Raw genomic sequence first — 12,480 nt, 5'->3', positions numbered from 1 at the left:
CCCGCCGAGGCCGGAGTATCCGGAACTCGCACAGATACACGTCGGACAACCGGACGGCGTCTCCTCGGTACGCCGGTCACCAGGGCAGGAACGCGTGGATGTCCTTGCCCTCGTCGTGGACGACGACGCTCACCTGGCTGCACAGCGTGTGCACGAGATGCCAGCCGATGCCGCCGCCCGCACTCGGCCGGAAGGGCCGTGGCTCGGGCCTGACCGTGCTGGTGTCGTGCATCATCACGTGCACCCCGTCGAAGGTGCGCCGCATCCGCAGGCCGAAGGGTCCGGGGGCGTACTGGACGGCGTTGGCGGCCAGTTCCGTGACGACCAGCAGGATGTCGTCCCAGGATTCGGGCGTGCCGGGCGGCGCGTCCTCGGCGAGGCCGCACAGGAACTCCTCCGCGGCGAGTCTCGCCCCTGTGACGTTGGGCAGCTCACCGGGGAAGGAGAACGCGCGCTCGTATTTCTCCTCCGAGGACGGTGTGTCGTCCCCACGCGGCTCCGTCGCCATCTCGCATTCCCCGGCCCCGTCCGGCCGGGGCGGCGGCCCCTGCCGGATGGGGCGGACGTCGTTGCTGATCACTCCACCTCTGCGGGTTCCCCGGCCGGGCCGGGTTACCCGTGCCCCCGGCCGCCGGGATCCGTACGGGCGCGCCTCCTAGCGGAAGACGTTGTCCGCCTCGTCCCAGTCGGCCGGTTCCTCGAGGCCCGGCCGCCGCACCGCGCGGGAACGGGCCTCGTACATCGCGTCGATCTCCGCGGCATAGTGCCGCGCTATGGCGTCCCGGCGCAGTTTCATGGACGGCGTCAGCAGCCCGTTGTCCGGGGCGAACGGCTCTTGGAGGACACGGTAGACCCTGATGGACTCGGCTCGGGACACCGGGCTGTTGGCCGAGGCGACGGCCCGCGCGATCTCCTCCTTGAGCGCGTTCTCCTCGCGGGCCTCCCGGCCGGGTGACTCGCCCGGCAGGGCCAGGGCGGTCCGCCAGTGCGCGAGGAAGTCCGGGTCCAAGGTGATCAGGGCGCCCACGCAGGGCCGGTCGTCGCCGACGACCACCGCCTGGTGCACCAGCGGATGCAGGCGCAGCCGCTGCTCCAGCGGGGCCGGGGCCACGCTCTTGCCGCTGCTGGTGACGATGACGTCCTTCTTGCGGCCGGTGATCGTCAGATAGCCCTCGGAGTCCAGCCGCCCGATGTCCCCGGTGGCCAGCCAGCCGCCGCGCAGCGCGGCGCGCGTGCCGGCCTCGTCGCTGATGTAGCCCTGGAACACCGACGGGCCGCTCACCAGGATCTCCCCGTCGTCGGCCACCTGGATCTCGGTGCCCGGCAGCGGCAGTCCCACCGTCCCCGACTTCTCCCTGCCCAGCGGCTGCACCGTGATCCCGCCGGAGGTCTCCGTCAGCCCGTAACCGTCGTGGAGGTACAGACCGATGCCCTCGTAGAACAGGGACAGCTCCCGGCTGAGCGACGAGCCGCCCGAGGTGCCCCGCACGACGCGCCCGCCGAGCGCGGCCCGCAGCCTGCGGTACACCGTCCGCTCGTACAGGGCGTGTTGCAGCCGCAGGTCGAAGCCGGGCCCCGCCCCGAGGCCCAGCCGTCGCCGCTCCTCGGCCTCGGCGAAGTCCCGCGCGGTCTGCGCCGCCCGCTCGAACAGAGCGCCCCGGCCCGCCTGCTGGGCGGTCCGCAGGAAGGTCTTGTACAGCTTCTCGAACACCGACGGCACACCGTACAGGTACGTCGGCCGGAACGTGCGCAGCGCCGAGGAGAGGGCCGCCTCGGTCATCTCCGGCTCGTGCGCCATCAGGACCCCGCCGCGCAGGCACATCACCTGGATCATGATCCCGTACACATGGGAGAAGGGCAGGAAGGCCAGCACCGACGGCTGCTCGCCCGGGGGTGCCGCGGTGTGTCCCCAGCCGGCGAGCAGGACGTCGCACGGGTAGGCCAGGCCCCGGTGGCTCAGTGCGCAGCCCAGCGGGCGGCCCGAGGTGCCCGAGGTGTAGGCGATGGCCGCCGTCGAGTCCGGCAGCACGATCCGGCGCAGCGACTCCACCGTGGTCAGCGGGACGACCGCACCCTGCTCGGCCAGCCGGGACAGCGCGCCCGCGTCCAGCTGCCAGACGTGCTGGAGCCGGGGCAGCCCCGCGCACACGGTGCCGACGGTCATGACACCCTGCTCGTCCTCCACCACGACGGCCACGCAGCCGGCGTCCCGCAGGATCCACTCCACCTGGTCCCGGGAGGACGTCGGGTGGATCGGGACGACCTCCGCGCCCACGCTCCACAGCGCGTAGGCGAACACCGTCCACTCGTAACGTGTCCTGGCCATCAGGGCCACCCGGTGGCCGGGGGAGATCCCCGCGGCTACCAGACCCTTCGCCAGGTCGACCACTTCGTCCCGCAGTTCGACCGCGGTCACCTCCTCCCACACGCCGGGCGCCGCATGCGTACGGCGGGCGAGGACGGGAAGGGTGGGTGTCCGGTCGGCGGTCTCGAAGATGCTGTCGGCCAGCCCGCCGGTCAGCGGCGGTACGGCTGCTGGAGCGAGGGCGACGTCGCGCATGCGCTGCTCCCGGGGAGTACGGAGGGTGACTCCGCCGATCGGCTCTGCTGTCGGCGGTGCTCGAATCTAGCCCAGCGGAGCGCGATCGGTGCCGGGAACGGAGAAGTCGTGATCGGGCTGATGATCCGGGCGTGGCGGAGGGCACGGGAGAGGGGCACGATGCGACCCCCGAGCCGCCCCGCCGGACCGCCCCTCAGTCCTGGGTACGGCGCACACACTCGGTGACGACGTCCCGCAGGTTGCCCGTGCGCTCCATGAGCAGGTGCTGCTCGTGGGCGCCGTTGCCCCGGCGGAGCACCTGGGCCACGCCCTCGTCGACGAGGGCCGCATCCCCGCTGTCGGCGAGCGCGTCCCGGGTGTGCTCCCGCAGGGAGCGCAGCACCTGCTCGGCGGGCCGGGGCTGCATGGTCGCGGGGTCGAGCAGCTCCTGGTCGAGGCCGGAATGGCCGGCATGCCAGGCGGCCATTCTGAGCAGGCTCACGCTGTGGTCGAGCGGCGGGCGGCCGGCCCGCCACTCGCGCGCGGCCGTCTCCACCAGGGCGCGGGCCAGCGTGGCGATGAGGACGGTGGTGTCCGCGCGCAGGCACACGTCGGCCACCCGTATCTCCACCGTCGGGTACGTCGCGGACAGGCGCGCGTCGAAGTACACCATCCCCCTGTCGAGGATGACCCTGGTGGCCACCATGTCCGCCACCCGCCGGTGGTACTCCGCGGCCGAGCCGAACAGCTCGGTCGGCCCCGCCGACGGCCAGCGGTACCACACCCGGCTGCGGAAGCTGGCGTAGCCGGTGTCCCGGCCGTGCCAGAACGGGGAGTTGGCGCTGAGTGCGAGGAGCACCGGAAGCCACGGGCGGATCCGGTCGAGGACGGCGACGCCCTCCTCGTCGGACTCCACCGAAACATGTGCATGACAGCCGCATACGAGCTGGTCCTGGGTGACGATCCCGAACTGCCCGGCCATCCACCGGTAGCGGTCGTGCGCGGTGAGCGCCGGGCTGATCGGCAGCGGGCAGGTGGCGAGCGCGGCGACCGCGCAGCCGATCTCCCCGGCGAGCCGGGCCGCCTCCTTGCGGCAGCGCACGATCTCGGCGCCGAGGTCCGCCATGTCCCACTGCGGATTCGTGGCGACCTCGAGCATCTGCCCGAACAGCTCCTTCTGGAACAGGTCCTGCCCGGGATCGTCCTGGACGGCACGGGCGAGGACGGCGGCCGACATCGCCTTCGGCTCCCCGCTGTCCGGGTCGACCAGAAGGAGTTCCTCCTCCACTCCGACAGTTCGCACGCGGTACCGCCCTTCTGTCATGCCACGAGGAGCAGTCGTAAGTCCGTACGACCCTGACTGCCCCTCGGAGCAGGCCGCCGACACCTGCCGGCTCAGCGCACGGGCGTCAACCAGACAGTGGCGAGCGGCGGCAGCGTGAGCCGGAGGAATCCGTCCTCGGGCTTCAGCGCACCCGGAGCGCCGACGCCCACACCGCTGCCGCCGTAGCGCGGATCGTCGGTGTTCAGGGTCTCCTGCCAGGCCGTGACCTCGTCGGGAACCCAGAGGCGGTAGTCGTGCCGCACGGCCGGGGAGAAGTGCGACAGCGCCAGCAGGGGGGAGCCGTCGGCGTCGTAGCGCAGGAACGCGAACACGTTGTCGTCCGCCGCGTCACACAGAACCCAGCGGAATCCGCCCGGATCGGTGTCCCGCCGCCACAGCGCCCCGGTGGCCCGGTACAGCGTGTTCAGGTCCCGGACCAGATCCTGCACACCCCGGTGGTCGCCCGCGGAGTGGTGGTCCGCGTCCAGCAGCCACCACTCGGGGCCGTGCGGCTCGGACCACTCGGCGCCCTGCGCGAACTCCTGCCCCATGAAGAGGAGTTGCTTGCCGGGATGGGCCCACATGAAGCCGAGGTAGGCGCGGTGGTTGGCCCGCCGCTGCCACCAGTCGCCCGGCATCTTGGACACCAGGGCCTGCTTGCCGTGCACGACCTCGTCGTGCGAGATGGGCAGGACGTAGTTCTCGCTGTAGGCGTACACCATCGAGAACGTCATCTCGTTGTGGTGGTACTTGCGGTGCACGGGCTCGTGCTGGATGTACTGGAGCGAGTCGTGCATCCAGCCCATGTTCCACTTCAGCCCGAAGCCGAGCCCGCCGCTGTCCGTCGGCCGTGTGACCCCGTCCCAGGCGGTGGACTCCTCGGCGATCGTCACCACACCGGGGCAGCGCCGGTAGACGGTGGCGTTCATCTCCTGCAGGAAGGCGACCGCGTCCAGGTCCTCCCGCCCGCCGAAGACGTTCGGCGTCCACTGTCCGGAGTCGCGCGAGTAGTCGAGGTAGAGCATGGAGGCGACGGCGTCCACGCGCAGGCCGTCGATGTGGAACTCCTCGCACCAGTACACGGCGTTGGCGACGAGGAAGTTGCGCACCTCGGTGCGCCCGAAGTCGAACTCGTACGTCCCCCAGTCCGGATGCTCGGCCCGCCGGGAGTCCCCGGGTTCGTACAGCGGGTCCCCGTCGAACCGGGCCAGTGCCCAGTCGTCCTTGGGGAAGTGCGCCGGCACCCAGTCCATGATCACGCCAATGCCGGCCCGGTGCAGCGCGTCGACGAGGTACTTGAAGTCGTCCGGTGAGCCGAGGCGGGGCGTCGGCGCGTAGTAGGAGGTGACCTGGTAGCCCCAGGACCCGCTGAAGGGATGCCCGGCTACCGGCATCAGCTCCACGTGGGTGAAGCCCATCTCCGTGACGTACGCCGGGAGCTGGTCGGCCAGTTGGCGGTACGTGAGACCGGGGCGCCAGGACGGCAGGTGGACCTCGTACACCGAGAGCGGGGCCTCGTGGACGGGGATGTCGCCGCGGTGGGCCATCCACTCCGCATCGCCCCACTCGTACCGCGAGACCGCGACCACGGAGGCCGTCGCGGGCGGGACCTCCGTGCGGCGGGCCATCGGATCCGCCTTCAGGAACCGGCCGCCGTGCCGCGAGGTGATCTCGAACTTGTACCGGACGCCCTCGCCGATGCCCGGCAGGAACAGCTCCCACACGCCGGACGCGCCCAGCGACCGCATCGGGTACTGCGTGCCGTCCCAGTACGTGAAGTCGCCCGCGACCCGCACCCCCTGGGCGTTCGGCGCCCACACGGTGAACCGGGTGCCCGCCACTCCCTGATGGGTCATGGGCTCGGCGCCGAGCGCCTTCCACAGCTGCTCGTGCCGGCCCTCGCGGATCAGATGGAGGTCCAGCTCACCGAGGGAGGGCAGGAAACGGTACGGATCCTCCACCTCCTGCTCGGTGTCGTCGTACGCCACCAGCAGCGTGTACGACGGGATCTCCGGGTGCGGCAGCACGGCGGCGAAGAGCCCGCCGCCCTCCGACACCAGCTTGGTGCGCGTCCCGTCGACCACGACGCTGACCGCACGGGCGTTCGGGCGCAGCGCCCGGAACAGGGTGCCGCCCGGCACCAGGTGGGCGCCCAGCAGGGCGTGCGGATCGTGATGGGCGCCGCCGAGCAGGCGGTCGCGGTCGCCCGGGTCGAGCGGGGCGGCCGCGACCGCAGCGGGTCCGGCGGACTCGGGACGTGAGGTCTCTCGCAGTGCCATGACCTCAGCCTCCCCACACGGCGAGCCGCTCGATCGCCGCCATCGGGACCGAAAGCCAGTCCGGACGGTGTCTCGCCTCGTACAGCACCTCGTACACCGCCCTGTCCGTCTCGTGCGCACGCAGCAGCGCGTGCTTCTTGCGGGGATCCCAACCGGCGCGGGCCGCGTAGCCCGCGCAGAACGCCTCCCGGCAGCGGCGCGCCCACTCCGGCCGCCAGGGGCGGCGCTGCCGGGCCGCGTAGTCGAAGGAGCGCAGCATCCCGGCCACGTCCCGCACCGGGGACTGCGCCGCACGGCGCTCGGCGAGCGGCCGGGACGGCTCGCCCTCGAAGTCGATGACGAACCAGTCCCGCCCGGCCCGCAGCACCTGACCGAGGTGCAGGTCGCCGTGGATGCGCTGGGCGGGCGGTCCGGTGTCGCACGTGGCCAGCGCACCGAACGCGGCCCGCAGGCCGGGCACGAAGGGGCGCAGCGCGGGCACCGCGCGCGTGGCGGCGTCCAGCCGCGCACACATCGCCTCCGCCGTACGGCCGTTCTCGCCCGGCCCGGCCGGCGGGAACGCCTCGGCCAGTGCGAGGTGCACCTCCGCCATGGCCCGGCCCAGCTCCCGGGCCTCGGCCGTGAAGTCCTCGCCCGTGGCGAGCGCGTGCAGCGCCAGCGTCCAGCCGTCGGTGGCGTCCGGCAGGAACGGCTGCAGGACGCCCAGGGTGGCCGGGCGCGGGGCGGTCGTACTGAACCAGGCCACCGGCGCCGGCACCCGTGCGCAGCCCTGCGCGGCCAGTGCGCCCGGTACCTCCAGATCGGGGTTGACGCCCGGCTGGATGCGGCGGAAGAGCTTCAGGACGTACGCGTCGCCGTAGACGATCGACGAGTTGGACTGCTCGGCGTCCAGCAGCCGCGGCGGCAGCCCGCCGGGCAGCTGGATGCCCGGGGCCGCCTCGAAGCACAGCGGGCCCGCCGTGCCGGGGTGCCGCAGCCGCTCCAGGAGCAGATGGGCCGAGCGCGGGTCGTGCAGGGCGTCGTAGACTGCGAGACCGGCCAGCGGGCCCTCCTCGGCGCGGCCGATGAACGCCCGCTCCAGACGCGGGGCGAGGCGCTCGCGCACCCCCAGCAGCAGCTGGTAGCAGTCACCGGGCGGGGGAGTGCCGCCGGGCGTGGGCACCGGCGCGTGCGAGGCGTGGACCAGCAGGTGCAGGCATCCGGGGAACAGTTCCGTCACCGACACCACCGACAGGTCGGTGACGGGCCGGTCCTTGCCCGCGAACCAGCGCTGCTGGGGCAGCCAGTCGCGCAGCAGCGCGCCCAGCGAGACCAGGGGCCGGTCGACGCCGGCCGCGGCTCTGGGCCGGAGGGTGATCGCCTTCGGCATGGTGACGCGTCCTTTCCTCGGCGCCGGGTGTTCAGCGGCGGCGGCCGATGCGGGATGCGACTCGGGTGAGCCGGAACCAGTAGAAGCCGTGGCCCGCGAGGGTCAGCAGGTAGGGCAGTTCACCGATGGCGGGGAAGCGCACGCCTCCGATCAGCTCGACCGGGTGCCGACCGTCGTAGATGCGCAGATCGAGTTCGGTGGGCTGTGCGAACCGGGAGAAGTTGTGCACGCACAGCACGAGGTCGTCGCCGTATTCGCGCAGGAAGGCCAGGACGGCGGGGTTGGAGGATTGCAGCTCGTTGTAGGACCCCAGTCCGAAGGCAGGATTCTGCTTGCGGATCTCGATCATGCGGCGGGTCCAGTGGAGCAGGCTGGACGGGGAGGACATGGAGGCTTCCACGTTGGTGACCTGGTAGCCGTAGACCGGGTCCATGATGGTGGGCAGGAAGAGGCGTCCGGGGTCGGAGGAGGAGAATCCGGCGTTGCGGTCGGGGGTCCACTGCATGGGGGTGCGTACGGCGTCGCGGTCGCCGAGCCAGATGTTGTCGCCCATGCCGATCTCGTCGCCGTAGTAGAGGATCGGTGAGCCGGGCAGGGACAGCAGCAGGGCGGTGAACAGCTCGATCTGGTTGCGGTCGTTGTCGAGCAGGGGGGCGAGGCGGCGGCGGATGCCGATGTTGGCGCGCATGCGTGGGTCTTTGGCGTATTCGGCCCACATGTAGTCGCGTTCCTCGTCGGTGACCATTTCGAGGGTCAGCTCGTCGTGGTTGCGCAGGAAGATGCCCCATTGGCAGCCGGAGGGGATGGCCGGGGTCTTGGCCAGGATCTCGGACACCGGGTAGCGCGATTCGCGGCGTACGGCCATGAAGATGCGGGGCATGACGGGGAAGTGGAAGGCCATGTGGCATTCGTCGCCGCCGGAGGTGTAGTCGCCGAAGTAGTCGACGACGTCCTCCGGCCACTGGTTCGCCTCCGCCAGCAGCACGGTGTCCGGGTACATCGCGTCGATCTCGCGGCGCACGCGCTTGAGGAAGGCGTGCGTGGCGGGGAGGTTCTCGCAGTTGGTGCCCTCGGCCGCGTAGAGATAGGGGACCGCGTCGAGCCGGTAGCCGTCGATGCCGAGGTCCAGCCAGAACTTCAGTGCCGCCAGGATCTCCTCCTGTACGGCCGGGTTCTCGTAGTTGAGGTCCGGCTGGTGGGAGAAGAAGCGGTGGAAGTAGTACTGGCCCCGGACCGGGTCGAAGGTCCAGTTGGAGGCCTCGGTGTCGACGAAGATGATCCGGGCGTCCTCGTACTGCTTGTCGTCGTCGGCCCACATGTAGTAGTCGCCGTAGGGGCCGTCGGGGTTCTTGCGGGACTCCTGGAACCACGGGTGCTGGTCGCTGGTGTGGTTCATGACGAAGTCGATGATGACGCGCATGCCGCGCTGGTGGGCGGCGTCCACGAACTCCACGAAGTCGGCCAGGTCGCCGAATTCGGGAAGTACGGCGGTGTAGTCGGAGACGTCGTAACCGCCGTCACGCAGTGGGGACTTGAAGAACGGCGGCAGCCAGAGGCAGTCGACGCCGAGCCACTGCAGGTAGTCGAGTTTGGCGGTCAGGCCCTTGAGGTCGCCGATGCCGTCGCCGTTGCTGTCCTGGAAGGAGCGGACCAGTACCTCGTAGAAGACGGCGCGTTTGAACCAGTCGGGGTCCCGGTCCTTGGCAGGAGTGTCCTCGAAGGTGTCCGGCACGGGGTCGTTGACAGTCATGACGCTGAGGGCCCTCCGATCTGTGGCGTCGATCGCCCGACGTGGAGCACGTGCGCCGGCGTCCGGCCGGGCGTGAGGCGCACGTAGTTGGTCCTGCCCCAGTGGTAGGTCTCCCCTGTCAGTTCGTCGTGCACGGACAGGGCGGCGTTCCGGTCCAGGCCGAGTTGCGGCATGTCCAACGAGACCGTGGCCTCCTGGGTGTGGTGCGGGTCGAGATTGACGACCACGATGACCGTGTCCGAGCCCGTGCTCTTGCTGTAGGCGAGCACGTTCTCGTTGTCGGTCTGGTGGAATCGGAGATTCCGCAGGCGCTGCAGCGCGGGGTGCTGCCGGCGGATGTGGTTGAGGCGGGTGATGAGGGGGGCGATGGTGCGGCCCTCGCGGGCGGCGGCTTCCCAGTCGCGGGGTTTGAGCTGGTACTTCTCCGAGTCGAGGTATTCCTCGCTGCCCTCGCGCAGCGGGGTGTTCTCACACAGTTCGTAGCCGCTGTAGATGCCCCAGGCCGGCGAGAGGGTCGCGGCGAGCACGGCACGCACCTCGAACGCCGGCCGGCCGCCGTGCTGCAGGTAGGCGTGCAGGATGTCGGGGGTGTTGGCGAAGAAGTTCGGCCGCATGTAGGCGGCCGCCTCACCCGACAGCTCACCCAGGTACTGCGTCAGCTCCTGCTTGGTGGTGCGCCAGGTGAAATACGTGTACGACTGCTGGAACCCGATCTGCGCCAGCGTGTGCATCATCGCCGGCCGGGTGAACGCCTCCGCCAGGAAGATCACGTCCGGGTCGGTGCGGTTGACCTCCGCGATGACCCGCTCCCAGAACACCACCGGCTTGGTGTGCGGATTGTCCACCCGGAAGATCCGCACCCCGTGCCCCATCCAGTACCGCAGCACCCGCACCGTCTCACCGACCAGGCCCGGAAGGTCCGCGTCGAAGGCGATGGGGTAGATGTCCTGGTACTTCTTCGGCGGGTTCTCCGCATACGCGATCGACCCGTCGGGGCGGTGGTGGAACCACTGCGGATGCTTCTCCACCCACGGATGATCCGGCGAACACTGCAGGGCGAAGTCCAGGGCCACCTCCAGACCCAGCCCCCGGGCGCGGGCGACGAAGCCGTCGAAGTCCTCGATCGTGCCCAGCGCCGGGTGGACAGCGTCGTGGCCGCCCTCGGGGGAGCCGATCGCCCAGGGCACCCCGACATCGTCCGGTGCGGGGTTCAGGGTGTTGTTGCGGCCCTTGCGGAACGTCGTCCCGATCGGATGGACCGGCGGCAGGTAGACGACGTCGAAGCCCATCTCCGCGATCGCCTTCAGCCGGCGCGCCGCCGACCGGAACGTGCCGTGCGGCTGCTCGGCCGTGCCCTCCGAACGCGGGAAGAACTCGTACCAGGACCCGTACAGGGCCCGCTCCCGCTCCACCAGCAGCGGCAACGGCTCCGAAGCGGTGACCAACTCCCGCAACGGGTACCGGGACAGCACCCCGTCCACTTCCGACGACAACGCGGCCTTCAGGCGGTGGTGCACCGAGAGCGTGTCGTCGCCGAGGGCCTGCGCGGCGGCCAGGACCAGGTTCCGCTCCGGTCCCCTGGGCACTCCGGCGGCCGCGCGCTCGTAGAGGCCGGCGCCCTCCTCCAGGACGAGGCCGGTGTCGATGCCCGCCGGCACCTTGACGGAGGCGGTGTGCCGCCAGGTCGCCAGCGGATGGCTCCAGGCCTCCACGCGGAAGGTCCAGCGGCCGGTGGCGTCCGGGGTGACCTCCGCACCCCAGCGGTCGCTGCCGGGGGACAGCTCGCGCATCGGCGTCCAGGGGCCACGGCGGCCGGACGGATCCCGCAGGACGACGTTGGCACCGACGGCTTCGTGCCCCTCGCGGAACACGGTGGCCGTGACCTGGAAGGTCTCCCCGGCCACCGCTTTCGCCGGGCGCCTGCCGCACTCCACGGCCGGCCGGACGTCGCGTACCGGTACACGGCCGATGGCCGGGGTCCTGCGCATGGATCTCACCTCCGCCGTGCGCGAAGCCGGGCACCGGGCCCGGCTTCGCGATCCGAGAAACGGTTCGGCTGCTGCCGTTCCGTGGGGAACGCCCTGAACGGTGCCAGATCAGGGACGTGGCGCCGTGGAACGCCGCTCCGGTGGCGGTGCCCTTCGGACCGCCCGGCCCGGCTGCGGCCGCCCGTCCTGCTCGCGCAGATAGCCGGCCAGGCTGGAGCGCAGATAGCGCTCGGCTGCGTCCGCCGCCTCCCGGGCGCAGCGCTTTCCCATCAGCACGCACAAGGTGTAGCCCGAGTCCTCGAAGGTGGCCCGGACGGTGCGGTCGTGGGGCTTGGCGAGCATCAGGCGCTCCCAGGCCCGGTAACGCCGCAACTGCCGGGCCACTTCGGCCTTGGCGGGTAGCAGCATGACCCTCTTCACCTTCCACGCTCTCGACTGGGCGCGTTCCCGACGGTCGGGTGGTTTCCGCGCGCGGGAAGGCGCGGGACCGTTACGGCGATCGAGGCTTTCACTCATGGTGCACGGACGGCCACGCATCGTCCTGTTGGACCTTCAACCATCCGCCCGTTCGAGAGGCTCGTGTTGCACGAATGGCGTAGTGCCCTCACTGTTGAGGTGACTCAGAAGCGATCGACGCTCACGCTCGGTGTCCGGACTGTCTCCCGGAGGGGCGAGGGGAGCGGGAGCCTCGCGGGTGAGGAGCAAGCGACGATGAAGACCGCAGTGCCCTGCTACTACCACCTGGACCTGGAAGTCAGCCCGGAACGGGTGGGACAGGTCAGCCGCATCCTGGCCGCTCATCTGCGCTACTGGGATCTCGAGAACCTCGTGGTCCCCGTGTGCCACAGCGCCGAACTGCTGTTGCGTGCGATCGACGAGCACGCCACGGACAAGGACACGTCGATCGAGATGTGGTGGAACGGCCAGCATCTCATCACGGCCGTCGGGGGTGACGACCGAGACCTGCGCCCGGACCAGGATCTGCGGGCGTGCCTCGCGGACATCGCCGCCATGAGCGACGGCTGGGGCTGCTGTGCCTCGGAGGGCGGCAGCAAGATCATCTGGTTCTCGCAGCGCGCCCGCGCCGGCGAGCGCGTCCCACTGGTCCCGACCGCCCCGGCGCCGAGCCTGCGCCAGGGGCTCCAAGTGCCCCGGGCGATCCCGGTGGCCGCCCTGGCCGCCCCGGCGACGGCCGCGGACGACGCCCTGGCGGCCGCCCGGTGACGGCACG

9 protein-coding genes are annotated in these 12,480 nt (G+C 71.1%); 1 reads left to right on the top strand and 8 read right to left on the bottom strand.

All coding sequences use genetic code 11. The features are described 5' to 3' along the window. Positions 1-76 precede the first annotated feature (76 nt). From ACZ5DS_RS19640 to ACZ5DS_RS19605, 8 genes are all read right to left on the bottom strand, one after another. Positions 77-508, bottom strand: a complete 432-nt coding sequence (locus ACZ5DS_RS19640; protein WP_468240353.1) for an ATP-binding protein — start codon at positions 506-508, stop codon at positions 77-79. 147 nt (positions 509-655) lie between these two features. After that, positions 656-2,560 (bottom strand): AMP-dependent synthetase/ligase, encoded by a 1,905-nt coding sequence (locus ACZ5DS_RS19635; RefSeq protein ID WP_468240000.1) that lies wholly within the window; start codon positions 2,558-2,560, stop codon positions 656-658. Between the two features lie 193 nt (positions 2,561-2,753). Beyond that, complete coding sequence (locus tag ACZ5DS_RS19630; RefSeq protein WP_468239997.1) at positions 2,754-3,842, bottom strand: glutamate--cysteine ligase 2; 1,089 nt, start codon at positions 3,840-3,842, stop codon at positions 2,754-2,756. 92 nt (positions 3,843-3,934) lie between these two features. Further along, positions 3,935-6,142: a 1,4-alpha-glucan branching enzyme gene (gene glgB, locus ACZ5DS_RS19625; protein WP_468239994.1), complete on the bottom strand. Its 2,208-nt coding sequence runs from the start codon at positions 6,140-6,142 to the stop codon at positions 3,935-3,937. Positions 6,143-6,146: 4 nt separating this feature from the next. Next, positions 6,147-7,511, bottom strand: a complete 1,365-nt coding sequence (locus ACZ5DS_RS19620; protein WP_468239991.1) for a maltokinase N-terminal cap-like domain-containing protein — start codon at positions 7,509-7,511, stop codon at positions 6,147-6,149. Positions 7,512-7,542: 31 nt separating this feature from the next. Further along, a complete protein-coding gene (treS, locus tag ACZ5DS_RS19615; RefSeq protein WP_468239989.1) occupies positions 7,543-9,261 on the bottom strand; it encodes a maltose alpha-D-glucosyltransferase in 1,719 nt (572 codons plus the stop codon). Continuing rightward, positions 9,258-11,249, bottom strand: a complete 1,992-nt coding sequence (locus tag ACZ5DS_RS19610; protein ID WP_468239986.1) for an alpha-1,4-glucan--maltose-1-phosphate maltosyltransferase — start codon at positions 11,247-11,249, stop codon at positions 9,258-9,260. Before ACZ5DS_RS19610 ends, treS begins: the two co-directional genes overlap by 4 nt. A 108-nt stretch (positions 11,250-11,357) precedes the next feature. After that, positions 11,358-11,657 carry a DUF5133 domain-containing protein gene (locus tag ACZ5DS_RS19605; RefSeq protein WP_468239983.1) on the bottom strand — a complete coding sequence of 100 codons (300 nt, stop codon included), beginning with the start codon at positions 11,655-11,657 and terminating at the stop codon, positions 11,358-11,360. 303 nt (positions 11,658-11,960) lie between these two features. On the opposite strand from ACZ5DS_RS19605, the gene ACZ5DS_RS19600 reads away from it, so the two are divergent. After that, on the top strand, positions 11,961-12,473 hold the full coding sequence (locus ACZ5DS_RS19600; RefSeq protein ID WP_468239980.1) for a pep a2: 513 nt from the start codon (positions 11,961-11,963) through the stop codon (positions 12,471-12,473). Positions 12,474-12,480: the final 7 nt, after the last annotated feature.

This window comes from Streptomyces sp. NPDC031100, from assembly GCF_055570785.1.
Note: the sequence above shows the minus strand (reverse complement) of the source record. Positions and strands in the feature narration are given on the sequence as shown.

Coding starts and splice junctions, on each gene's coding strand:
- treS (WP_468239989.1), bottom strand. CDS start 9,261: ATGACTGTCAACGACCCCGTGCCGGACACCTTCGAGGACACTCCTGCC.
- ACZ5DS_RS19600 (WP_468239980.1), top strand. CDS start 11,961: ATGAAGACCGCAGTGCCCTGCTACTACCACCTGGACCTGGAAGTCAGC.
- ACZ5DS_RS19620 (WP_468239991.1), bottom strand. CDS start 7,511: ATGCCGAAGGCGATCACCCTCCGGCCCAGAGCCGCGGCCGGCGTCGAC.
- ACZ5DS_RS19640 (WP_468240353.1), bottom strand. CDS start 508: ATGGCGACGGAGCCGCGTGGGGACGACACACCGTCCTCGGAGGAGAAA.
- glgB (WP_468239994.1), bottom strand. CDS start 6,142: ATGGCACTGCGAGAGACCTCACGTCCCGAGTCCGCCGGACCCGCTGCG.
- ACZ5DS_RS19605 (WP_468239983.1), bottom strand. CDS start 11,657: ATGCTGCTACCCGCCAAGGCCGAAGTGGCCCGGCAGTTGCGGCGTTAC.
- ACZ5DS_RS19610 (WP_468239986.1), bottom strand. CDS start 11,249: ATGCGCAGGACCCCGGCCATCGGCCGTGTACCGGTACGCGACGTCCGG.
- ACZ5DS_RS19635 (WP_468240000.1), bottom strand. CDS start 2,560: ATGCGCGACGTCGCCCTCGCTCCAGCAGCCGTACCGCCGCTGACCGGC.